Source organism: Yeosuana sp., from assembly GCF_057126245.1.
Genome location: NZ_DBNGMQ010000089.1, coordinates 47,519 through 72,465 on the forward strand (window position 1 = coordinate 47,519; position 24,947 = coordinate 72,465).

Below are 24,947 nucleotides of genomic sequence, written 5' to 3' on the forward strand. Positions count from 1 at the left end.
TCAATCTTTAATATTTAATTCATTTTTAGTATTTTAGAAATAAAAAATGAAAACCTCAATTAGATTGGATCAAGCTATTAGAAAATTATATAATGCGTTTCATAATAATGAATTGCATCCCGAATGTTGTAAACAATGCGCAGTTGGAAATATATTAGATAAGACAGATAGTTGGAAACACTTATCTAATCATCATGGCTCATTGCAATTAAATTATGCTGGTAGGGTGCATCAAAACTTAGGAAGAACGTTTAATGGTTATACACCATTAGAACTTCTAAAAATTGAACATATTTTTTTGAGTTCTTGCGGATTTCAATTACCACTTCATCACAAAAATGAAAAACCTCAAAACCTCGATAATAAAGATGTTCTCTTTGAAGGATTATGCTCTGTTATAGCGTTTTTATGCAAGTTAGACCATATTAATAATATGATGGATTACACTAAACTTTTTGAATTTGAAAACGATAAGCCAAAATATGAATTGGTTTAATCTAAAATAAATAAAAAAACCAACTCAAATGAGTTGGTTTTTTTATTTATAATACTACTGAAACACGTTCAGCATGACAATTTATTGTCTACCCTCCAAAGTCATCAAATCTGATATTCTCGTCTGGAATACCAAAATCTTCACCCATTTTTTGAACAGCTTGGTTCATTAAAGGAGGTCCACAGAAATATAATTCAATATCTTCTGGTGTTTCATGATGATTTAAATAGTTCTCAATAACACAATTGTGAATAAAACCAACAAAACCATCACCAGGAGCATCAATATTTTCCTTTACTTTCCAGTTATCTTCCTCCATTGGTTCAGACAAAGCTAAGTAAAATCTAAAATTAGGAAACTCATTTTCTAATTGTTTGAAATGGTCTAAATAGAACAATTCACGCTTAGAACGTCCACCATACCAATAAGTAACTTTACGACCTGTTTTTAGTGTTTTAAATAAGTGATACAAATGCGAACGCATTGGAGCCATTCCGGCACCACCACCAACATATAACATTTCCGAGTCAGACTCATTTATAAAGAACTCTCCGTAAGGACCAGAGATTATTACTTTATCCCCTTTTTTTCTTGAGAAAATATAAGATGATGCGATACCAGGATTTACATCCATCCATCCACCCTTAGCCCTATCGAAAGGAGGCGTCGCTATACGAACATTTAACATAATCTCTCTACCTTCAGCTGGATAAGAGGCCATTGAATAGGCTCTTTCTACTACATCGGTATTTTTCATTACTAATGGCCAAAGTTTAAACTTGTCCCACTCCTCTTGAAATTTATCAGGTGTTTCATGTTCTTCCGGATGTGCCGTAATATCCATATCAGAAAATTTCACTTCACATTGAGGAATTTCAATTTGGATATATCCACCTGCCTTATAATTCATGTCTTCAGGAATTTCTACTACAAATTCCTTAATAAACGATGCTACATTATAATTTCTAACAACAGTTGCTTCCCACTTTTTAATACCAAAAACTTCTTCTGGTATGGTTATGTTCATATCCTGCTTAACCTTTACTTGACAAGCAAGACGTGCACCATGTTGTAATTCTTTTCTTGAAAAATGTGGCGTTTCAGTTGGTAAGGCTTCTCCTCCTCCAGAAAGCACATGGCATTCACATTGAATACAAGTTCCACCGCCACCACATGCCGATGGTAAAAAGATTTTTTCTGCACTTAATGTCGTTAATAACGATCCACCAGAAGCTACTTCTACCTCTTTTTCACCATTGATAGTAATCTTTACTGGACCAGATGGTGATAATTTTTGCTTTACAAACAATAGTAATGCAACCAATGCAAGTGTTAACACTAAAAAGGCTGCTACAGTTGCTATAATTGTTCCTAATGTCCCTGCTGCTAATATCATGTTATTTTACCGCTTTAATATTGTTATTAGCTAAATCCTTAGCTTCTTTTTCAGTTTCTTCAGAAGACTTAACACTAACGGTTTTTTCTTCTTTAGCTTCCTCATCGCCACCAGTTAACATTCCGCCAAAACTCATAAAACCAATGGCCATGAGTCCTGTAATAATGAACGTAATACCTAATCCTCTTAAAGGAGGTGGCACGTTAGAGTATCTTATTTTCTCTCTAATTGCAGCAATTGCAAGAATAGCTAAAAACCATCCTATACCAGAAGAAACACCATAATTAAAAGCTAATCCCACAGATGCTATCTCACGAGATTGCATAAACAGCGAACCTCCTAAAATAGCACAGTTTACTGCTATTAATGGTAAAAAAATACCAAGTGAATTATATAACGATGGTGAAAATTTTTCAACTACAATTTCTACTAATTGTACCATCGTCGCAATGGTTGCGATAAACATGATAAATGATAAGAAACTTAAGTCGTAATCGGCATATTCTGGGCCTAACCACACTAATGCACCTTCTTTAAGTATATATTGATCTAATAACCAGTTTAATGGTACGGTAATCGCTAATACAAAAATTACAGCAGCACCTAAACCAACAGCTGTTGATACTTTTTTAGATACGGCAAGGTAAGAACACATCCCAAGGAACGTGGCAAATACCATGTTATCTATAAATATTGATTTAAAAAATAATTCTATATGTTCCATAGTATGTTTTTCTAGTGATCTTCGATTAATGCTTTGTTTCTACTGCGTTGTACCCAAATAATAAGTCCTACAACAATTAAGGCCATTGGAGATAATAACATAAACCCGTTATTTTCATATCCAAATGCGTAAACACCCGTTTTATCAATTGGATCTCCAAGAACTTGGAAACCTAATAAGGTCCCTGATCCTAATAATTCTCTAAAGAAACCAACAATTATTAAAATAATACCATAACCAAGAGCATTTCCAATACCATCTAAAAACGAGCGCCAAACCCCATTACCTAATGCAAAGGCTTCAAAACGTCCCATAATTATACAGTTTGTAATTATCAGTCCAACAAAAACAGAAAGTTCTTTACTTAATTCATAAGCGAATGCTTTAAGAACCAGGTCAACAATAATTACTAATGCCGCAACAACTGTTAACTGAACTATAATTCTGATTTTCGAAGGAATTACATTTCTAATAAGCGAAATAACAACATTACCAACACCCATAACAAACAACACTGAAATTGTCATTACAATAGATGCTTTTAATTGTGCCGTAATAGCCAACGCAGAACAAATACCTAATACCTGAATGGTAATTGGGTTATTATCCGCTAAAGGATCTAATATTAATTTGCTGTCTTTTTTTGATAAAAGTCCCATCAATTAATTTTTTAAGTTTTTAAAATAAGGCACATACAACTTAAGCTCATTTCTAATCATAGCTGTAACACCATCTCCTGTAATAGTAGAACCTGCGATGGCATCTACTTCATTATCTGTTTTATCTTCGTTTTTTGGATCACCATTACTTTTGGAAACTGTAATCCCTTTGAAAGCACCATTAGACATTAAGTGCTCACCAATAAAATCATCCATAAAGAATCGCTCCTTAATGTTTGCTCCTAATCCTGGTGTTTCTCCTTTATGATCGAAATAAGCGCCTTGCACCACCATGTTTTCATCCATAGCTACATAAGCCCAAATGGCATCCCAAAGACCTTTACCTCTTATTGGAGCGATATAGAATTTTTTTTCTTCTTTCTCACCGATAAATAATGGTAAACGTCTTGCATTTCCGTTTTTTGCACTTTCTTGTTCTTTCTTAATATCAATCAAATACGCTTTTTCATCTTGAGACTCATTCCCTTCTTGAATGACTAATTGATTGATAATATATTTTTGAAAAGATTCACCTACTTTGTCTTTCGAAACAAAATTTGCTTTATTCCCTTCATTTTCGTTTACTCCCATAGCATATAGAATATTTTGTTGTTTTTCTATACGCTTATTCTCTGCAATTCTTTCTTTTAATGCTGATGCTGTAAAAGCTAATAATGCTCCAACTATAATTACCATTATTATGGCAAAAAATACAGTATATGAATTTTTTTCTGTTCTCTTTTCCATAGTTATGCAACTTTAGCTTTAAGACGTTTCATACGACGTTTTACATTTCCTTGAACTACATAATGATCTATTGCAGGTGCAAATACATTCATTAAAAGAATGGCTAACATGACACCTTCTGGATATGCAGGATTAAATACACGAATCATTACTGAAATAAATCCGATAAAGAAACCATAATACCATTTGCCTTTATTGGTCTGCGAACCTGTCACTGGGTCTGTAGCCATATAAACAATACCAAAGGCTAAACCTCCAATAAGCAGATGTTGCCAGAACACGGTATCCATTAATGAATAAAACTTACTGCTCTCTGAAATCCACCCCTGATCTACAACTCCATTAAATATTAATCCCATTACTAAAGCTCCAATTATTGATGACACAATAATTCTCCAACTTGCAATCTTGGAAAAGATTAAGAACAATCCTCCGAGTAATATTAACACTGTGGATGTTTCTCCTACTGACCCTGGAATTAATCCATAAAACATATCTGATACAGAATAAGCAACCTCATTTCCTTGAGCTAAACTTCCTAAAATCGTTTCACCTGAAATTGCATCTGGTGTTCCGGCACGCTCTACAGCTCCTTGAACCCATACTTTATCTCCAGACATCCATGTTGGATAGGCAAAGAATAAAAATGCTCTAATAGTTAAAGCAGGATTTAAAATATTCATTCCTGTTCCTCCAAAAACTTCTTTACCAATTACGACACCAAAAGCAACTGCAACAGCAAGCATCCATAATGGAATATCCACCGGTACAATTAACGGAACAAGCATACCCGTTACAAGGTATCCTTCTTCTACTTCGTGTCCTTTAATAATTGCAAAAATAAATTCAATACCTAGTCCTACGCCATAAGACACAACAACTAATGGTAGCACTTTCCAAAGCCCAACGACTAAGTTATTCCAAGCCCAAAATGACTCCGAAAAGAACCCTACAGCTTTATCAATTTCGCCTAAAGCTAAGTAATGCTGATAACCCGCGTTAAACATTCCAAAAATCAAACAAGGAATAAGTGCTAAAATCACGGTATTCATTGTTCTCTTTAAATCGTCGGCTGCTTTAATATGTGTACCACCTTTGGTAGTATCATTTGGCATAAATAAAAATGTATGGAATGCCGAAAATGCTGGCAACCACTTTTTATCTTTATTTTTCTCTTTAAAATTATGTAATGTACTTTTTAAACCCATCTTGTAATATTTTTCATTTCGTTTCTCAATGAATAATTATCCAATTTCTTTTAACATTAAGTCTAAACCTTCTCTTATAATTTTTTGATGTGGTTGTTTAGACACACAAACAAACTCTGTTAACGCAAAATCCTCAGGTGACACTTCATACATTCCTAACACTTCCATTTCATCTAAATCCTTGTACATACATGCTTTTAATATTTGCATTGGATATATATCTAATGGAAATACCTCTTCATAATTACCTGTTGTAACAAAAGCACGATGTTCACCGTTGGTGTTGGTATTTAGCTCATATTTTTTGTTGGGGAACATCCAAGAGAACGTTAAGGCTCTTGAAGTAGATATTTTATTAAATACCGGTGTAGTCCATCCAAACAATTCATAATCATCACCTTCAGGAATTACAGTGATTAAATTACTATAATAACCTAAATAACCATCTGGATTAATCTGTTTGCCAGATAAAATATCACCAGAAATAATACGAACATGAGCATTTTTTTCGATACCCTTATCAAAAATCATTGTTGCTACTTCACAACCAAGTTTTGCGATAAAATATCTTGGTTTTTCAATAGAAGAACCTACTAATGCCACCATTCGTTCCGCATTAAACTTACCCGTAAGTAATAATTCACCTATAATAACTAAGTCTTGTGGATTAACCGTCCAAACAACCTCACCTTTATTAACAGGGTCAATTTTATTAATTTGCGTTCCAACATTCCCTGAAGGATGGGGACCAGATACTTTATGTAAGGTAATACCTGATAAGCCTTCCATTGGTGACTTACCATGTTTCCCCACAGAAACGTGTACTTTCCCTTTTGTTAATTTACCTAAAGCCGTTACTGCAGCTTGAAATTCTTTTTCTTTACCTCGTAAGGTATAATTCAAATTAGCCGCTAAAGGTGCAGAAGCATGTGCAGAGATAAAAATTGCTTTTGGTTCCTTATCTGGATTTGCAATAACATCATAAGGGCGTTGTTTAATAAATGGCCAACAACCCGATGTTAAAAGAAGTGATTTGACTTCTTCTGATTTTGCAGTCTCTAAATTTAGAATTTTATTTTCTTGGTAAGATTGTGTTTTATCAGCTTGAATTTTAATCGATAAAATTTTTCGCTTTTCGCCACGTTCAATTTCTATAATTTCACCAGAAACAGGAGATACAAATTTTACGTCTTCTTTAGATTTATCATAAAAAACAGGCTCTCCGGCTTTTACTATTGTTCCAATTCTAGAAATTAATTTAGGCGTAACACCGTGGAAATCTTCAGGTCTTAAAGTATAAAAGTTGCTAATTGCAGCCTTTTCAGAGGTCTTATCAGCTTCACCTTTTAATTTAATGTCTAGACCTTTTTTAATACGAATGTCGTTTGACATATTTTGTTATATTGAGATTAGTTGTCTAAAAACGCAGCAAATTTACAAATTTAAAACTCAGTTTTCATAATAATTAACATAGAAATTTACCGCCATTTTAGCAAGTTCAATTTTAGGTATAAAATTTGATTATATTTACAAAAAAACACTGAATTAATGAGAATTAAACGATACCTTTTTCTATACTTAAGTATTATTTCATCAATTACAAATGGTCAGGAAGTCGAAGAAATTAATCCTCCAGATTTTATTAAAACCATCTATTTTAAAGGGAATACGAATGAAAGTCAACTCCCAGTTTTAAAACTAGGCGAATATCTTTCTCTCGAGTTTGATGCTCTAAATGGCAAAGAGGAAGATTTCTATTATAAAATTGAACACTATAATTTTGACTGGACGCCTTCTGTATTAATAAAAACAGAATTTTTAGATGGCATTGACAATCAACGCATTCGAAATTATGAAAATTCCTTCAATACCTATCAAATTTATTCACATTACAAGCTTACTATTCCTAATGAATGGACTAAACGTCTAAAAATTTCTGGAAATTATATGATTCATGTTTATAATGACAATGATGACCTTGTATTTTCAAGAAAATTTATGATTTATGAAAACATGGCTAATATAGGTGTTGTTCTTAAACGTGCCAGAGATATTTCTCATATTGAAAACAAACAACGTGTTGAAATCACAATGGCCCCAAGAGGTATTCAATTAAACAACCCAAAACAAAACGTTAAACTTTTGGTGGTTCAAAACAATAACTTAAATACTGCAATTTCTAATCTTGTACCACAATACACCATTGGAAACCAGCTAATTTATAAGTATGATTCTGAGTCTAGTTTTTGGGCAGGGAATGAATATTTATTTTTTGAAAACAAGGATATTAGAGCAGCAAACACAGGAATTCAGTTTATTGATTTAAAAGAGTTATATCATAATTATTTATTTGTAAATTATTCAAGAGCTGATAAACCTTATACTTACAATCCCGATATTAACGGAAACTATTTAATTATAAACATAGATGCAGATAATCCTGATATTGAAGCCGATTATGTATGGGTTCATTTTTCTCTTTCACCAAACATAAATATAGAAGATAAAACCATACATGTCTATGGAAATTTTAACAATTATGCCATTGATGACAACACCAAAATGATGTATGATGAAAATGATAATTTGTTTAAATGTTCAATACTATTAAAACAAGGGTTCTATAATTACAAATATGTAGAAGTTGAAAGTAATGGAACATTAAATGAAGGAGCCGTAAGCGGCGATTTTTATCAAACTGAAAACAATTATAAAGTACTTGCTTATTATCGTGATTTCGGAAAACGTTATGATAGAATTATAGGATTAGGCGAAGGATCCTCGATAAATATCTCCAATTAATCGGATTAATCTAGTTTAATTAATTAGGATTGAAAAAAAACCTTATTTTTGTCTGCTAAACAGATTGTATATCAATAGGTAACATGGTTCAACAAGTAACAAGAGGTATAAAAATTTCAGTGGAAACTAACTTTGAAGGCTCATTTTATAAAAATTATAAAATACAGTATGCTTTTGGCTATAAAGTGACTATTGAAAACCAAAGTAAAGACTCTGTTCAGCTCAATGCCAGACATTGGGAAATTCATGATGCTTTAAACCATATTGAAATAGTTTCTGGCGAAGGTGTTATTGGGAAAAAGCCGGTTTTAAAACCTGGTGAATATCACACTTATACGTCTGGATGTTTATTAACATCTCCCTTTGGAGCTATGAAAGGCTATTACGATATGATAAACCTTACGACTACAAAAAGTTTTGAAGTTATTATTCCTACTTTCAAATTAAGTGCCACTTTTGCCATTAACTAACTAGTTCTCTTTCTATTAAATTTATATAGTTTTCCAGCTTGTTCAACATGAAAAAAGCTACAGTTTGAGTAATGAACAAACTCAAAATGAGCGTGATAATCAAACCCTTCGTTTTCTAAAACAAAAACATCATGCACATCAATATTTCCATGAGGTGAAATTCTCTTAAATTGATATTCTATATCATGCCCTATATGTTGTAATTCAAACCATGCGCCAGCAGCAATCCCAGACAACCATTGCGCCTTATCATCTAAATCACATATATGTTTTGGCATTAAGGTTCCAATAAAACTAGGACTATGATTTTTAAGTCTATCTAAAAAGCAGCGTATATTTTCACTCATTTGAGTTCCTTTAAATTCTGAAACAACACCCATGTCAGAGACTTCAAATACTTCTTTTTCAGTATTTGACAACAATACATTACCAACCGTACTTGGTGTAAATCGTTTCGATTTTACAAGCTTCTTTTTTATTTCAGCATTAGAAACAGAACCTATCAATGCATCGGTTACAAATCGCGCACAATTACAGGCCTCTTTAATAAAAGCCGCATATCTAATAAAGTGTTTGTTTTGCATTCTGGTAATATGGTCTCTTGCCTTTTGATAGTTAACAGCATTGCAAACAGAAGCTACTAACTTTCCGTCACCATGCGTAAATTTTGGATGCGTTGCTAAAAACCTTAAAATCTCATTAAGGTTTGAAATACTTCCATTTACAATTTTTGCTTTTAAGGGAAAATGTAGTTCGTTATCGGTTTCTCTTCCACGCACTCTACCATAAGGTTCAGGAGTAATATAACGACCAAAATCATGATATTCTAAGTCACCCGTTTGTTTATTAATAAGAACTAAAGCAGCATGACCAGCTTTTAAATAATTCTTTTTTCCTATCCCTAGAAATTTCAAAAAAGGTGAAAACCATTCTTCAGAAACCATAACAATAGTCTCAGGGTAGGCTAAGGTTAAAATAATTGCCGTGTTAGTCATTAACAATTTGAGATTGATTAAATTGACAATAAGTCACCTTTTTAAAGTCTAAGTTTTCATATCTCATTTGAACGTTATCAGCTCTTTTTTCTACCTGAGTGATACTCGTTGTTTTTACGTGGTTTCTATCCATGATAACCCCATAATCGTTATTATTTTCGCCAGCCTTTTTATGAAACTCCATTAAAGATTCAGTACTTAAATCATACCTTTCCTTAAAAGTATTAAACCAATCTCGTCTTTCGTTTCGCATCTTTGAATTATATAATGTTGAAGACGACCATATTTTAGGTTCAAGAGGTAAATCAGAAATATGTTTCTTTACACCGTCCCAAACCAATTCAAAAAACTTTAAACCACGGTTCCAATCAACAATAACCATGGTAAATGGTTCGATATCTAATAAATTATACGAATTCATGGCAGTATAAACATGGTCATGCAATAAAAAATCTTGAGCAACAATACCTCTGCTCAATCTGTATATTTCTTTTCTTTTATGCCATTCAAATCCTCCATTAAGCACACAAACTACTCTGTTGTTATCACTAACACCAATCCAAGTGCCTCCAGATAAAACATCCTTTGGAAACAACAATCGCGTTTCATGTATCTCATAAACTTCTGGGACAAGAGATAATCTATCAGGTGCTTCATCTCTATTAGAGGTAAGCACAAAACCATTATTTTCTATTGGAGCAATTGTTACGGTACACATAAAATATTGAGTCTGTATATCTTTTAGCAACTTACAAAAAATAAATAAATTTTAACGAGGTTTTAATAGCTATCCATTTTAGCGATCATTAAATAATTCGTAAATTTGTGACACATTTTCTGAATTTTTTTATTAATAAAACATTAAATCATACAAAAGACATGGGAAACGGATTTTTTAACGTACCAAATGCTGTAAATGAACCTGTAAAATCTTATGCTCCAGGTTCTGTAGAACTAAAAAACGTATTAGCAACTTATAAAAAAATGTACAATGATCAAGTTGACATACCTTTTTATATAGGGGACAAAGAATACAGAACGGGCAACACAGTAAATATTTATCCGCCTCATGACAATAAACACTGTGTTGGTAAATACCATACAGCAGATAAAGAACATATAGAATTGGCTATTGAAAAAGCAGCAGAAGCCAGAGTAAAATGGGCTTCTACAAGCTGGGAACATCGTGCAGCCATTTTCTTAAAAGCAGCTGATTTATTAGCCGGACCTTTTAGATACAGAATGAATGCTGCTACTATGATGGCGCAATCAAAAAATGTATTTCAGGCAGAAATTGATTCAGCTTGTGAGTTGATAGATTTTTTGCGCTTTAATGTTAAGTTTATGACTGAAATTTATAGTAATCAACCTATTTCATCTTCAGGTATTTGGAACCGAATGGAGTACAGACCATTAGAAGGGTTTGTTTATGCCATTACACCTTTTAACTTTACTGCTATTGCAGGCAATCTTCCAGCAGCACCAGCCATGATGGGCAACGTTGTAGTTTGGAAACCTGCCGCTACACAAGTTTATTCCGCTTATGTTATTATGGAATTATTTAAAGCCGCTGGCTTACCAGATGGTGTTATTAACTTAGTAACTGGTAATTCCGGTATGATTACTGATACCATATTATCAAATAAAGATTTTGCTGGCGTCCATTTTACAGGATCTACAGCTGTATTTAACAGTTTCTGGGAAACTATTGGTAAAAACATAAATCATTACAAGTCTTATCCAAGAATTGTAGGCGAAACAGGTGGAAAAGATTTTATTTGGGCGCATCCATCATCAAATGCACAAGAAGTTGCAACAGCCATTTCAAGAGGAGCTTTTGAGTATCAAGGTCAAAAATGTTCAGCAGCATCGCGCGCTTACCTTCCAAAAAGTTTATGGGGCGATATTAAACCCGCTATTTTAAAAGACATTAACTCTTTTAAAATGGGAAGCCCTGAAGATCCTTCAAACTTCATAAATTCAGTTATAGATAAAAAAGCTTTCACCAAATTATCAGGTTACTTAGATCAAGCCAAAAAAGATGCTGACGCCGAGATTATTATCGGTGGTGGTTATGATGATTCAAAAGGATACTTTATAGAACCTACGGTTATTGTTACTACAAACCCAAAATATACTACCATGTGTACAGAATTATTTGGGCCAATTATAACCATTTACATTTATGAAGACTCCGATTGGGAAGCTGTTTTAGATTTAATAGATGGCACTAGCGAATACGCTTTAACAGGTGCTATTTTTAGTGGAGACCGATATGTTATTGAAACGGCTACCAAAAAATTAGAAAATGCTGCAGGTAATTTTTATATAAATGATAAACCAACAGGAGCCGTGGTTGGGCAACAACCTTTTGGAGGTGCGAGAGGATCAGGCACAAACGACAAAGCAGGTTCAGTTTGGAATTTATTACGTTGGGTAAATAACAGAACCATCAAAGAAACCTTTGTTCCACCAACAGATTACAGATATCCATTTTTAGGAGAATAACATGAAACATTAGTTATTATATGTAAACCCGCTTCAATTAAGCGGGTTTTTTATTTTACGATAAATAACGCTATTTTTAAACAAAATAAAATAGGTTCTAAATTTTTAGATGAATAACCCTCAGTGTAAATTGGCGTTTATATGAGCAAAGAAAATTGTTATTATAATTAACCTAATACATGAAATTGCATTTTAACATGTTCTCATAATTTTATCTAATAAAAAAAAGTGAAATCATCACCAAAACAAAGAATCAAATAAAGTTTTTGAAATAGAAAAAGATGATTTAAAAATTTATTCTAAATTTAGCATTTAAAAACGGCATATTATTTGTTGTCTTATTGCTATGAAAAAACTAATAATCATCCTACTCGCTTTGTTTCCAATACTAAGCAATAGCCAATCCAATAAATTTGTACGACAAGGATTAAGGGCTGAAGACCTTAATGAACAAATTAAATTGTTTTCAGAAGCGATTTCCTTAGATTCTAAAAATCTTGACGCCTACTTTTACAGAGGTGTTGCCAAAAATAATATTGGTGATTTTAATGGCGCCATTTTAGATTATACTAAGGTAATTTTTTACGAGCCAAGTCCTGATGTGTATTTTAACAGAGGAAATTCAAAGTATAGTTTAATGGATTTTTATGGTGCCAAAGAAGATTTTGAAAAGGCCTTAAAATTAGATCCTGGGTTTTTCGATGCCAGATACAGTCTAGCAGTAACTAAGAACGACTTAAAAGATTACAAAGGTGCTCTTGAAGATTTAAATAAACCATTAGTTCTTAAGTCGGCCCCAGTAGTTTTACAAATAGCAAGAGCTTATTCTGGGTTAAAAGATTACACGAATGCGTTACAAAATTACAATATTGCAGTTTCATTAGCACCACATACAGATACCTTCTATTCTCGTGGTGTTTTTTTTATGAGTATCAACTACTTTAAACAAGCCAATGCGGATTTTGATATGGCAATAAAGTTTGATGAAACTAACATTTTAGCCTATTTTTTTAGAGGTATCTCATCATTTTACTTAGGAAAATACTCAGATGCTTTATCTGACTTTTCTACTTCTGTAAAATTTGATATAACTGATTTTGATGCGGTTCTTGGGTTAGCATTTACCTATTACAAATTGAATGATATTGAGAATGCCAAACTAAACTTTACGAAAGCTAAAAGTATTTTAATAGAAATAAACCAATCACAAATAAATAACATTGCGTTATTTGAAAACACCTATTGGTATCAAAATCAATACTATTCATTTAAGGAATTATATTCTAATTTAAATGAACTCTAAATCCTTTATCCTCTAAATTTTAAAGGTAAATACACTACTTTTTTTGTTTCAAAAAAGTCTTCCGTGAAGTAATCGCTTAAATTATATACAGTGGTTGTTTTATAATCACGAAGTTCTTCAGTTAAATCACCACCCTTTAAATATAAAATACCATTTTTTAGTTGATGGTTTTGTTTCTTTGCTATTTTCCCCTTAGTCCAGTGCACAAAAGTTGGCATCGCTGCAACGGCTCGACTAATGATAAAATCGTAAGTGTCATTAATATTTTCAACACGACTATGCGTTGTTTTAACATTGGTTAACTCCAAACCTTGTATAACCTCTTCAACCACTTTTAGCTTTTTAGCAATACTATCAACCAAATGGAATGAACAATTAGGAAATAGTATGGCAAGAGGTATACCAGGAAAACCACCACCAGTACCAACATCCAGCAACTTAGTACCATCCTTAAAAGTGATTACCTTGGCAATACCCAAAGAGTGTAATACATGTCGCAGGTATAATTCATCAATATCCTTGCGAGAAACCACATTTATTTTTAAATTCCAATCTTGATAGAGTGCTTCTAATTTTTTAAATTTAGAAATTTGATCCTCTGTAATATTTGGGAAATATTTTAAAATTAGTTCCATTTATGTTAAATTTTCAACAAAAATATACTTTTTATACTCATATTTTTACAAAAAAACCTTATTACTTCACTTGGTTTATGGTTATCTTTGCCAAGTGTATTATAAATTAAATAAATTTAAAAATACCCTATAAATTAAAAATATGACAAAACAAGCTTTATCCTTTTCTAGAGCAGACTCAGCCAATTTTTTTAAAACGCTAAATAAGCGCGTTAACAATTACTTTAAAGAGAATAATATTAAAAGAACCGGAAACTGGAAATTATATACGAAAGCAATTATAATGTTTGCATTACTAATTGTTCCAGTAGTTTTAATACTGACCATTGATTTACCTGTTTGGACACAAATATTATTTATGGTCATTGTTGGCATTGGGATGGCTGGCGTTGGCATGAATGTGATGCATGATGCAAATCACGGATCGTTTTCAAGTAAAAAATGGATTAATAAATTAATGGGAAGCAGCATATACATTTTAGCTGGTAACGATTATAATTGGAAAGTGCAACACAATGTATTACACCACACTTACACCAATATACAAGGTCACGATGAAGACATTGATGCCGGTAGGATTATTCGTTTCTCAAAGCATACTAAATGGCTTAAAATCCATAAATATCAAAAATATTATGCCTTCTTTCTATACGGCTTATTAACGGCTAATTGGGCTATTACTACAGATTTTTTTCAAACCTACCATTACCTCAAAAGAAAACTATCTTATGGTAAATTACCAAACCCAGCAACACAATGGACAAAATTAATTATTGGTAAAATAATTTATTACTCTATATGGGTTGTTTTACCGCTATCACTTGGTTTTGCTTGGTGGGAAGTCCTAATAGGTTTCCTTATTATGCATTATACAGCAGGAATTATTTTAAGTGTTATCTTTCAATTAGCACATGTAATGCCAAATACAGAGATGCCCGTTCCAGATGAAAATGGCAATATGAAAAACACATGGGCCATTCATCAGTTATTTACCACATCTAATTTTTCACCAGAAAGCTGGATTGTAGAATTTTATACAGGTGGATTAAACAGACAAGTAGAGCATCATTTATTTTCTAATATTAGTCACGTTCACTACAATAAATTAGCAAAAATAGTTAAAGAAACTGCCCAAGAATTTAGTTTACCATATAACGAATATAAAACGTTTTGGAAAGCTGTTTCAGAACATTATAACCAATTAAAAGAACTAGGGAAAAACCCTAGTTTAGCCTAAGCAATACATATACCTTACAAACATTTAAATATAATGCAATTACTATCTGACAGAATTTTAAATATGGCCACGTCAGCTACGTTGGCTATGGCTGCAAAAGCAAGAGAACTTAGAGGAGAAGGAAAAGATATCATTGGTTTAAGTTTAGGCGAACCAGATTTCAATACACCAGATTTTATTAAAGACGCAGCAATCCAGGCCATCAATGAAAATTATAACTCTTATTCTCCAGTGGATGGTTATGCCGACTTAAAACAAGCCATAATCACTAAGTTTAAACGCGATAATAATTTAACATATACCCCAACACAAATTGTGGTATCTACGGGTGCAAAACAATCATTAGCAAATGTTGCTGCTGTTATGATAAACAAAGGTGATGAAGTTATCATGCCATGTCCGTATTGGGTGAGTTACGCAGACATAGTAAAACTAAATGATGGAATTCCTGTTGAAGTTCCAACAACGATTGCTACAGATTTCAAAATGACGCCTGAGCAATTAGAAGCAGCTATTACACCAAAAACTAAAATGATATGGTATAGTTCTCCTTGTAACCCAAGTGGTTCTATTTATAGCAGAGAGGAGCTAAGAGCTTTGGTAGATGTTTTGGTAAAATACCCAAACATTTATGTGGTATCAGATGAAATTTATGAACATATTAACTATGTTGGAGGCCATGAAAGTATTGCCCAGTTTGAAGATATGTATGACCGAACTATCACCGTTAATGGCGTATCAAAAGCCTTTGCAATGACTGGTTGGCGTATTGGGTATATTGGTGCTCCAGAAAAGATAGCGAGAGCCTGTAATAAAATGCAAGGACAAATTACGAGTGGCGCTAACTGCATTGCACAACGTGCAACCATTACTGCTTTAAATGCAGAACCATCTAAAGTTAAATACATGATTGACGAGTTTAAAGTTCGTCGCGATTTAATTTTAAGTTTATTAAACGATATTGAAGGATTTAACACCAATACACCAGAGGGAGCCTTTTATGTATTTCCAAATATCTCGTATTTCTTTGGAAAAACATTACGTGGTAAAACCATAAACAATGCATCGGACTTATCTATGTATTTACTAGAAGAAGCTTTAGTCGCAACTGTTGATGGTGGTGCCTTTGGAAATCCAGACTGTATTAGAATTTCATATGCAGCGTCACAAGAACAAATTATTGAAGCTATTAAAAGAATTAAACATGCTTTAAGTTAACGCGTTTACTATATAAATATTTAAAAGCCACTAACTTTAAAATAAGTTTAGTGGCTTTTTTTATTTAAATTCTCCTGCCGATTTATGTCGAGACTGATTAAAAATATGTTAAAAGAATATCACAAAATAAAGAATCATAAAAACCGATACTTTTAAAACTGTCTCTATACTAGATGTTGTTTTATAGTGGTAACTTTTAATACGTTGCTTTACTCCAAAAACTGAATTTACTTCAATATTATTTAAATTAGATTTTACAACGTTTTGATAGTTTGAATTTAATAAACCTTGAGACGCATTATATTCAGTAAACCCAATGGGTTCTGGTAATGATTCAAAATCTTGAGGTTTTAATACTAATTCCATGATTGATGATTTTTAATTGGTTATATAATTAAGACGAACACAAGATAACAATGTTACATCTCAATCAATCTTAACTCATTAAAAACGAAGTATAAAATCTCGAAACAACCTATAAATATTGAGATATTTGAAAAACAAAATATTTTAAAAAATTATCTATTTCTCCAAAAGAAAGGTGTCAATAAAATAAGAACCGTAAAGAGCTCTAAACGGCCTATAAGCATTAAAAAGGAAGACCACCATTTTGCTAAAACAGGCAAGGACTCATAATTATTTACTGGGCCATATAAGCCTAATGCCGGACCAATATTTCCTAAACTAGAGGCCGATAACCCTACTGAAGATTGAAAATCTATTTGAAACATAGAAAACACCAAAGCACCAATAATAAAAGACAGCATGTAAAGAATAAAAAATGCTAAAATATTAAATACAATATCGCCAGAAATAGCTTTTGTATTATATCTAACAGGTATTATAGCATTAGGGTGTAATGTACGTTTAAACTCTAAAAACCCGTTCTTTATCATGAGTAAGTGACGAACTACTTTTACGCCACCAGAGGTACTACCTGCAGAGCCACCTAAAAACATAAGTCCGAAGAAGAAAACTACTAAAAAAGGTGCCCACATGGTATAATCAGCAGAAATAAAACCTGTCGTTGTAATAACGGTTAACACTTGAAATAAAGCATGTCTCACCGAACTTTCTGCCTCTCCCCAAACCATTGGGTGCTCAATTGAAGATAGCGATACATCAGCACTAAAATAAATAATTAACGACGCTATTATCGTAAAAACAACTATGAATTTAAAGTATAATTTAAATTCTTCATCATGAATTATTTTTTGAACCTTTCCTTTAAAAGCAAAATAACTCAGGACAAAATTAGTTCCAGCCAAAAACATAAACAGAATGATTATATACTGAATGATGGGTTCGCCATTCCAATAAGCAATACTTGCGTTTTTGGTGGAAAAACCGCCAGTTGACAAGGTAGACATAGAATGATTAATAGCATCAAAAAACGACATTCCCGCCAGTTTAAGAAACAATGTTTCCGCAGCCGTATATCCAAAGTAAATAAGCCATAGTCTTTTTGCAGTGTCTGTAATTCTTGGATGTAATTTATCTGTACTCGGTCCAGGTGCTTCGGCCGCAAAGAGCTGCATCCCTCCAATTCCTAATAAGGGTAAGATTGCTATTGCGAGCACAATAATTCCCATTCCACCAATCCAATGGGTCAAGCTTCTCCAAAACAATACACCTTTTGGGACCACTTCAATGTCGTTCAAAATAGTAGCTCCCGTTGTAGTATAACCAGACATTGTTTCAAAAAAAGCATTTGTAAAACTTGAAATGCTTTCGGTAAACATATAAGGCAATGTTCCTGAGAGGGTCATAATAATCCAGCCAAAAGCGACGACAATATAACCTTCGCGCTTATTCATTTCTTTGGCATGATTACGGGTAAAAACCATACCAACTCCTCCAACCACTAATGTAACGAGACTTGCCAGAAATAATTGAACTGTAACGCCATCTCTATAAATTAAACTTACCAAAGAAGACAATAACATAAAGCCACCATTAAATACTAACAGTAACCCAAAGAGGTGAAAAATAATTTTATAATTCAGTTTCACAAAGCAAAATTTCTAAAAGAAAAAACTTTCAATTTTATTAATAGAATCGGGTAAACAACAAACCACAACCTTATCTCCAGCCATCACTCTAAAATCTCCAAGAGCAACCATACCTTCATTACCTCTAATGACACCTCCAATAATGGCTGTTAAAGGAAAATTAAGATCTTTTATAAGTTTATCACAAATTTTTGAATTGGGATTAACAACAAACTCTAGAAGCTCCGCATTCATACTATTAAGCTTGGTCATAGCAACCACATCTCCTCTTCGTATATATCTAAAAATACTGTTGGCAGCAAGTAGCTTTTTATTAATTAAAGTATCGATACCTATAGAATGAGATAATTCAAAATAATCCATGTTTTCAACCAGAGCAATGGTTTTTTTAACACCTCTGTTTTTTGCTACCAAACTAGATATAATGTTTGTTTCAGAATTCCCAGTAACTGCAATAAAAGCATCCATGTCCTCAATATTTTCTTCCTCCAATAGTTCAACATTTCTTCCATCGCCGTTTAGCACTAAGGCATTTGGTAATCGGTCCGCCAGTTCAAGAGCTCTTTCTTTATCATGCTCAACAATTTTAATATTGAACTTTCCTTCTGTTAAACTTTTGGCCGTTTTTCTTCCAATTCTACCTCCACCCAAAATCATGACATTCTTAATTTCTGCCTTGAACAAGCCTGCAAGTTTACATAATTCTTCGTCGCCACCTTTAGAAGTTATAAACACAACATGATCACCTTCATACAACATGGTGTCTCCTCTAGGTATAATGGTTAAATGAGAGCCGTACCGCTGAATGGCTATAGGCACAAAATGAATATCAGGAATAATTTGGGCAGCCTCTTTAACAGATTTACCATTAATTTTCGCCGTTTTTTTTAGGTTTAAACCAAGCATGGTCAATGCACCATTTTCAAACTCGTAGGTGTCATTGAATACGGATTGATTTAAAAGTAATTCAATCTCTTTTGCTGCCAAAGATTCTGGCGAAATCAACTCATCAATTCCAAATTTTGTAAACCCAGCCTTTCCACTATAATCAATAAACTCTGTATTCGATATTCTGGCAATTGTTTTCTCGGCACCAAGTTCTTTAGCTAATACACAGGCTGTAATATTGGTTGATTGAGATGAAGTAACCGCTATAAATAATTCAGTAGCATCAACCTTAGCTTCTGTTAGCAATTTAATAGATGTAGCATCACCTTTTAAAACTTTTATATCAAGGTGTGTATCTGCATAAACTAGGCTGTCTTTCTTAGGATCAATTAAGGTTATTTCCTGAGACTCGTAAGATAAAAGCTTTGCCAAGTGGAATCCTACTTCACCTGCTCCGGCAATAATTATTTTCATTTTCGTGGGTTAATAAAAAGTGATACAAATATAGAACAAATTAAATATTGCCTTTATAAAAGCACTCCTTTTAATTATTTGTATCCAAGTATCTTAATTGTTTAAAAAAAATTAATGGTTTACTATTTTGTCTTCGCGTTGATATTTCAAATTGAAAATAAATATGTAGGTTTGCCAAAAAAAGATTTGTCAAAAATAAAACCTTATAAAAATAGTGACTTAGGTAAGAAAGAACAAGTTACTAAAATGTTTGATACCATCTCTGGAGATTATGATGGTTTAAACAGAGTTATTTCGTTTGGTATTGATGTGAAATGGCGAAAAAAAGTTGTTAAACTTGTTAACGAAACGACCCCTAAAACGATACTTGATATAGCTACTGGAACAGGAGACTTAGCCATTGCTTTAGCCAAAACGAATGCTGATAAAATAATTGGCTTAGATATTAGTAGCGGCATGCTTGATATTGGAAAACAAAAAATTTTAAAAAAAGAATTACAAAATACTATTGATATGGTTTTAGGTGATTCTGAAAAAATGCCTTTCGACGACGACACCTTTGATGCCATTACGGTCGCTTTTGGTGTGAGAAACTTTGAAACTTTAGAGAAAGGCCTTTCTGAAATATTAAGGGTTTTAAAACCAAATGGCATTTTTGTAATTTTAGAAACATCGGTTCCTAAAAAAACACCTTTTAAGCAGGGTTATAAATTCTATACCAAATTTATATTGCCGGTGATTGGTAGACTTTTTTCAAAAGACCAAAGTGCTTATTCATATTTAAGTGAATCGGCCTCAGTTTTTCCTTATGGAGAGGCTTTAAACAATATTTTAAGAGAAATTGGGTTTATAAATGTTAAAGATTATCCTCAAACTATGGGGGTTGCCACAATCTATACATCAACAAAAAAATAAAAATGAGAAATATTTTCTTTCTAATATCTTTTTTATTCCTATTTCAAACGAGTCATGCCCAGCTTTTTACAAAAGAGAAAATAACCTATGATGCCAATCAAGGTAGAGGGACTACCGATATGAATCTATTACGTTGGGGTTACTTTTTAGGTTTTAGTAATTATGATTTTAATTTTGATTACAACCAAGATTTAAGAGATATTTTTGTTAGAAGAAGTGTTGGTTTCAATGTGGGTTTAATTGGAAATTTTCGTATCAATAGTTTTATTGACATTCGGTTAGAACCTGGTTTATTAATTACTACGAGAGAATTAAATTATAGCGCTCAATATTTTCAAGGTATTTCTTATGGCGCCAACGACTTGATTCGTGAAGTTAAATCAACATACATTCATATTCCCCTATTAATTAAACTTTCAACCAAAAGAATTAATAATTTCAAGCCGTTTGTAGTTGGCGGAATTTCAACCGCTTTAAATCTTTCTAGTAACGAAACAAACCCAGATGACAACCGGAATGGACAATTTAGAACAACTAAAAATTCTTTGTTTTATGAACTTGGCTTTGGTATAGACTTTTACTTATATAATTTTAAATTCACACCTACTATTCGTGGTATATTTGGAATTAATGACGAACTCATTAGAGATGAAGATCCTAATAGTCCATGGACTGGCAACATTAGCAGTATGAAAACCAGAGGTGTCTTTGTAAACTTTACGTTTCAATAATATCAGCGCCGTTTAAATTCACTTAAAAAAATAGCCGTTGCTGCTGCTACATTTAAACTTTCTGTAGCCCGTAAACTACCAAACCTTGGAATACTTAACCTTTGAGTAATAAGCTCTTCTACATTTTTTGAAATACCATTAGCTTCATTACCAAAAATTAATACCCCTTGTTTTGGAATTTCACTTGAATACACAGATACACCATCCATAAAAGTTCCAAAACTAGATAACTCCGTTTGTTTTAAAAATTCCGGCACATCTAAATACGTTATATTAACTCTCGTGATAGACCCCATAGTTGCTTGAATAACTTTTGGGTTAAAACAATCCACCGTTTCTTCACTACAAATTAAATCTTTCACCCCAAACCAATCACACAAGCGTATAATGGTCCCTAAATTTCCTGGATCACGCACATCGTCAAGTGCAACAATTAAATTTTTAAGATCAATTGGTTTTGATTGTGGAATTTCAAAAATTGCTAAAGCTTTATTTGGTGACTTTAAAAAGCTTATACGCTGTAATTCAGATTCTGAAATTATTTCCTCATTCTTGGCATCAATATTGAAGGATTCTGTCGTATATAAAGTGTCAAGCACTAATTTTGATTGTAATAATTCTTTTATAGTTTTAACACCCTCAACCACAAAAAGACCATGTTTCAATCTATATTTTTTTTGCTTTAAACTTGTTATTAATTTTATTTGACTTTTAGAAAGCATTCTTTAATGAAAAATATTTTTTTATAAACATTTCAATAGCTAAAATAATAATAAGTCACCAGATAACTAATTAAAGACGTACAAATTAAAAGAAGTCTGTACTTTAAAAAAAAATAAGCATAAACAGATGAAATAATGTATTTTTGAATAAGAATTAAAAGACAAATAAATTTACTTAAAAATAATAGTTAACAATAAGCTTACTTGAAACGCTCACTTAATTATATCTTGATTTTGATTCTAGCTTCTGGGTTTTTTATTTCCTGTGATGCTATTAAAAGAGTGCCTCAAGACCGTTACTTATTATCAAAAAATACCGTTTATGTTAATGAAGAGAAAGATAATTCAGAAACATTAGACAATCTTATACACCAAAAACCTAATAGTGAATTATTAAGCTTCCCACTGCGTTTGCATATTTATAATTTAGCACGACCAAACATTGATTCAATAGTCAATGCTAATCTTGACAAAAGGCCAAAAAAGAGAAGCAGGCTTGAGTCTTTTCTTTCTAAAAAGCAATTAAACAAATACATAGATTCAAGAAAAAAATTTAATTCATGGCTTAAAGAAACAGGTGAAGCACCGGTAATTATTAATGAAGATAGAACGAAAAAAACGATAAAGCGTCTTGATGACTATCATATAAACAATGGTTGGTTTAATTCAAAATCTACCTATCGTATCAATAAAAAAGAAAAACAACGTGCAGAAATTGACTACCTCATAGATACTGGAGACCCCTATATTATAGATTCTATTTCAAAAAAACCAGAACCCTCTGTTGTTGATTCGTTATATAGATTAACCAAAAAGAATTCATATATAAAAAAGAACGAACAATACAAAACAACGAACTTTCAAATGGAGCGCGACCGCATTTCAACAGAAATTAGAAACAAAGGGGTATTCCATTTTAATCAAGATTATGTAACTTTTGAAATTGATACTGTTAACACCAACAAAAAAGTAAATGTTGAAGTTCAAATACAAGATAGGGCTATTAGAGTTCAGGATACTGTTGTTAGAGAACCATTTAAAATTTATTATATAAAAGATGTTAATATTTTTACTGATGGTACTTATGAAAACAGAAACGAGGACAGAACCGATTCAATAAAATACAACGGTTATAATTTGTACAGTATTGGCAAAATGAGGTTTCGACCAAAAGCGCTAACAGATGCCATTTTTATTACACCATATACCATTTTTAAAGATATTGACCGAACACGTTCTTATAGATATTTAAGCGAGTTAAGAACCTTTAAATATCCCGACATTAAATACACAGAGAATGATGACGCAACACTTACAACCGATATTTTTTTAACACCACTTAAAAAGTTTAGTTTAGGTTTTAGTACCGAAGTATCGCAAAGCAATATACAATCGGTAGGATTAGCTATAAATCCTAGCCTTTCAATAAGAAATATTTTTAGAGGCGCAGAAACGTTCGAAATTTCTGCTATTGGGGCTATTGGCGCTTCAAAAGACGCGTCAAAAGATGCCAATCAATTTTTTGATATCAACGAAATTGGTGCCGATCTCAAGTTAACCATTCCAAGACTATTCTCGCCTTTTAATACAGATAGAATAGTTCCTAAATACATGTCACCAAGCACAAGAATTAGTTTATCTACCACAAGCCAAACCAATATAGGTTTAGATAAACAAACCTTCAGTGGTACCTTTAATTATAAATGGAGTCCTTCAAAATATATCACAAACAGATTAGATTTATTTAATGCGCAATATGTTAGAAACTTAAATGTTGGGAACTACTTTGGTATTTATCAAAACTCTTACAACACACTTAATAATATTTCTAAATCAATAAATTATAATAACGGAGACGATTTAACGTATCCAGAACTAACGGATACTTTTATAAATACTGTTTTAAGTGGAGAGACTTCTTTAAACCCTGAAGATTTAGATTATATTTCTGTTGCAAGCATTAATGAACGCAAACAACGTTTAACAGAAAACAACTTAATATTCTCTTCAAGTTTTAGTTTGATTGAAGACACACGACAAAATCTATATGATGAGAATTTCTCTATTTTTAGAGTGAAGTTAGAATTAGCTGGGAATTTACTCTCAAGTATGTCAGGCCTTTTAGGCTTAAATAAAGATAGTAATGACAGGTACGAATTTTTTAATGTTGCCTTTTCTCAATATGCAAAAACTGAATTAGACTTTATTAAGCATTGGGATTTAGGGAAAAATAACGTTTTAGCAATTAGGATGTATGGTGGTATAGCCATTCCCTACGGAAACTCCACAAGTATCCCATTCTCAAAGAGTTTCTTCGCTGGTGGTGCCAACGACAATCGTGCGTGGACTGCTTATAGTTTAGGACCCGGAAGTTCCCAAACATCAAATGAATTTAATGAGGCTAATTTGAAACTAGCTTTTAGTATTGAACAACGTTTTAATCTTTTTGGAGATTTGAATGGCGCTGTTTTCGTGGATTCTGGAAATATTTGGAATGTTTTAGATGAAGTTGATAACGAAGAAGCTGTATTCTCAGATTTTAACTCTTTAAAAGATATTGCTGTTGGATCTGGTTTTGGTCTCAGATACGATTTTAGTTTTTTTATCTTTCGTTTTGATGTAGGTTTTAAAACCTATGACCCTTCCTATAGAGATGAAAACCGATGGTTTAATGATTATAACTTTGAACATGCTGTTTACAACATCGGCATCAACTACCCATTCTAGGTTGATATTTTTAAAAACAAGCTATAACGTTTTAGTGTGATTTTAACCGTTTCAACACTCAAAACCGCCATTATATATTT

23 protein-coding genes are annotated in these 24,947 nt (G+C 32.5%); 10 read left to right on the forward strand and 13 right to left on the reverse strand.

What is annotated here, in order from left to right:
• Positions 1 to 46 precede the first annotated feature (46 nt).
• Positions 47 to 496, forward strand: coding sequence for a Na(+)-translocating NADH-quinone reductase subunit F (locus tag AC15TD_RS12400; RefSeq protein WP_484452467.1), 450 nt, complete (start codon positions 47 to 49; stop codon positions 494 to 496).
• 88 nt (positions 497 to 584) lie between these two features.
• On the opposite strand, the gene nqrF is transcribed toward AC15TD_RS12400, so the two are convergent.
• Genes nqrF through AC15TD_RS12430 form a run of 6 tightly spaced genes read right to left on the reverse strand, consistent with a single transcriptional unit; the run spans position 585 to position 6,622 of the window.
• Positions 585 to 1,892: an NADH:ubiquinone reductase (Na(+)-transporting) subunit F gene (gene nqrF / locus AC15TD_RS12405; RefSeq protein WP_484452468.1), complete on the reverse strand. Its 1,308-nt coding sequence runs from the start codon at positions 1,890 to 1,892 to the stop codon at positions 585 to 587.
• Between the two features lies 1 nt (position 1,893).
• Positions 1,894 to 2,616, reverse strand: a complete 723-nt coding sequence (gene nqrE, locus AC15TD_RS12410; protein ID WP_484452469.1) for an NADH:ubiquinone reductase (Na(+)-transporting) subunit E — start codon at positions 2,614 to 2,616, stop codon at positions 1,894 to 1,896.
• Positions 2,617 to 2,627: 11 nt separating this feature from the next.
• Positions 2,628 to 3,275 carry an NADH:ubiquinone reductase (Na(+)-transporting) subunit D gene (locus AC15TD_RS12415; RefSeq protein ID WP_484452470.1) on the reverse strand — a complete coding sequence of 216 codons (648 nt, stop codon included), beginning with the start codon at positions 3,273 to 3,275 and terminating at the stop codon, positions 2,628 to 2,630.
• A 3-nt stretch (positions 3,276 to 3,278) separates the two neighbouring features.
• Positions 3,279 to 4,022 carry a Na(+)-translocating NADH-quinone reductase subunit C gene (locus AC15TD_RS12420; RefSeq protein WP_484452471.1) on the reverse strand — a complete coding sequence of 248 codons (744 nt, stop codon included), beginning with the start codon at positions 4,020 to 4,022 and terminating at the stop codon, positions 3,279 to 3,281.
• 2 nt (positions 4,023 to 4,024) lie between these two features.
• A complete protein-coding gene (locus AC15TD_RS12425; protein WP_484452472.1) occupies positions 4,025 to 5,230 on the reverse strand; it encodes an NADH:ubiquinone reductase (Na(+)-transporting) subunit B in 1,206 nt (401 codons plus the stop codon).
• Positions 5,231 to 5,266: 36 nt separating this feature from the next.
• On the reverse strand, positions 5,267 to 6,622 hold the full coding sequence (locus tag AC15TD_RS12430; RefSeq protein ID WP_484452473.1) for a Na(+)-translocating NADH-quinone reductase subunit A: 1,356 nt from the start codon (positions 6,620 to 6,622) through the stop codon (positions 5,267 to 5,269).
• Between the two features lie 156 nt (positions 6,623 to 6,778).
• On the opposite strand from AC15TD_RS12430, the gene AC15TD_RS12435 reads away from it, so the two are divergent.
• A complete protein-coding gene (locus tag AC15TD_RS12435) occupies positions 6,779 to 8,032 on the forward strand; it encodes a type IX secretion system plug protein (protein WP_484452474.1) in 1,254 nt (417 codons plus the stop codon).
• Between the two features lie 83 nt (positions 8,033 to 8,115).
• A complete protein-coding gene (gene apaG, locus AC15TD_RS12440; protein ID WP_484452475.1) occupies positions 8,116 to 8,502 on the forward strand; it encodes a Co2+/Mg2+ efflux protein ApaG in 387 nt (128 codons plus the stop codon).
• On the opposite strand, the gene AC15TD_RS12445 is transcribed toward apaG, so the two are convergent.
• A complete protein-coding gene (locus AC15TD_RS12445) occupies positions 8,499 to 9,497 on the reverse strand; it encodes a DUF6695 family protein (protein ID WP_484452476.1) in 999 nt (332 codons plus the stop codon). The genes apaG and AC15TD_RS12445 overlap by 4 nt on opposite strands.
• Positions 9,490 to 10,215 (reverse strand): NRDE family protein, encoded by a 726-nt coding sequence (locus tag AC15TD_RS12450; RefSeq protein ID WP_484452477.1) that lies wholly within the window; start codon positions 10,213 to 10,215, stop codon positions 9,490 to 9,492. The genes AC15TD_RS12445 and AC15TD_RS12450 overlap by 8 nt, the downstream gene beginning before the upstream one ends.
• A 161-nt stretch (positions 10,216 to 10,376) precedes the next feature.
• On the opposite strand from AC15TD_RS12450, the gene pruA reads away from it, so the two are divergent.
• Complete coding sequence (gene pruA, locus AC15TD_RS12455; protein WP_484452478.1) at positions 10,377 to 12,005, forward strand: L-glutamate gamma-semialdehyde dehydrogenase; 1,629 nt, start codon at positions 10,377 to 10,379, stop codon at positions 12,003 to 12,005.
• 346 nt (positions 12,006 to 12,351) lie between these two features.
• Complete coding sequence (locus AC15TD_RS12460; protein WP_484452479.1) at positions 12,352 to 13,308, forward strand: tetratricopeptide repeat protein; 957 nt, start codon at positions 12,352 to 12,354, stop codon at positions 13,306 to 13,308.
• Positions 13,309 to 13,313: 5 nt separating this feature from the next.
• Here AC15TD_RS12460 and rsmG read toward each other — a convergent pair whose 3' ends face one another.
• Complete coding sequence (rsmG, locus tag AC15TD_RS12465) at positions 13,314 to 13,943, reverse strand: 16S rRNA (guanine(527)-N(7))-methyltransferase RsmG (RefSeq protein ID WP_484452480.1); 630 nt, start codon at positions 13,941 to 13,943, stop codon at positions 13,314 to 13,316.
• Positions 13,944 to 14,085: 142 nt separating this feature from the next.
• Here rsmG and AC15TD_RS12470 point away from each other — a divergent pair, with 142 nt between their 5' ends.
• Positions 14,086 to 15,180 carry a fatty acid desaturase family protein gene (locus AC15TD_RS12470; RefSeq protein WP_484452481.1) on the forward strand — a complete coding sequence of 365 codons (1,095 nt, stop codon included), beginning with the start codon at positions 14,086 to 14,088 and terminating at the stop codon, positions 15,178 to 15,180.
• A 33-nt stretch (positions 15,181 to 15,213) separates the two neighbouring features.
• Positions 15,214 to 16,398, forward strand: coding sequence for a pyridoxal phosphate-dependent aminotransferase (locus AC15TD_RS12475; RefSeq protein ID WP_484452482.1), 1,185 nt, complete (start codon positions 15,214 to 15,216; stop codon positions 16,396 to 16,398).
• 108 nt (positions 16,399 to 16,506) lie between these two features.
• Here AC15TD_RS12475 and AC15TD_RS12480 read toward each other — a convergent pair whose 3' ends face one another.
• From AC15TD_RS12480 to trkA, 3 genes are all read right to left on the reverse strand, one after another.
• Entirely contained in the window at positions 16,507 to 16,764 is a 258-nt protein-coding gene (locus AC15TD_RS12480; protein ID WP_484452483.1) for a hypothetical protein, read from the reverse strand.
• A gap of 152 nt (positions 16,765 to 16,916) precedes the next feature.
• Positions 16,917 to 18,410: a TrkH family potassium uptake protein gene (locus tag AC15TD_RS12485; protein ID WP_484452484.1), complete on the reverse strand. Its 1,494-nt coding sequence runs from the start codon at positions 18,408 to 18,410 to the stop codon at positions 16,917 to 16,919.
• A 12-nt stretch (positions 18,411 to 18,422) separates the two neighbouring features.
• A complete protein-coding gene (trkA, locus tag AC15TD_RS12490; protein WP_484452485.1) occupies positions 18,423 to 19,772 on the reverse strand; it encodes a Trk system potassium transporter TrkA in 1,350 nt (449 codons plus the stop codon).
• Between the two features lie 186 nt (positions 19,773 to 19,958).
• Between trkA and ubiE the strand changes: the two genes are divergently transcribed.
• Both ubiE and porT read left to right on the forward strand, forming a co-directional pair.
• Positions 19,959 to 20,687 carry a bifunctional demethylmenaquinone methyltransferase/2-methoxy-6-polyprenyl-1,4-benzoquinol methylase UbiE gene (ubiE, locus tag AC15TD_RS12495; RefSeq protein ID WP_484452495.1) on the forward strand — a complete coding sequence of 243 codons (729 nt, stop codon included), beginning with the start codon at positions 19,959 to 19,961 and terminating at the stop codon, positions 20,685 to 20,687.
• 2 nt (positions 20,688 to 20,689) lie between these two features.
• On the forward strand, positions 20,690 to 21,418 hold the full coding sequence (gene porT / locus AC15TD_RS12500) for a type IX secretion/gliding motility protein PorT/SprT (protein ID WP_484452486.1): 729 nt from the start codon (positions 20,690 to 20,692) through the stop codon (positions 21,416 to 21,418).
• 2 nt (positions 21,419 to 21,420) lie between these two features.
• On the opposite strand, the gene AC15TD_RS12505 is transcribed toward porT, so the two are convergent.
• On the reverse strand, positions 21,421 to 22,140 hold the full coding sequence (locus tag AC15TD_RS12505) for a TrmH family RNA methyltransferase (RefSeq protein WP_484452487.1): 720 nt from the start codon (positions 22,138 to 22,140) through the stop codon (positions 21,421 to 21,423).
• A 204-nt stretch (positions 22,141 to 22,344) separates the two neighbouring features.
• Between AC15TD_RS12505 and tamL the strand changes: the two genes are divergently transcribed.
• Positions 22,345 to 24,867 carry a translocation and assembly module lipoprotein TamL gene (gene tamL, locus AC15TD_RS12510; protein ID WP_484452488.1) on the forward strand — a complete coding sequence of 841 codons (2,523 nt, stop codon included), beginning with the start codon at positions 22,345 to 22,347 and terminating at the stop codon, positions 24,865 to 24,867.
• Positions 24,868 to 24,947: the final 80 nt, after the last annotated feature.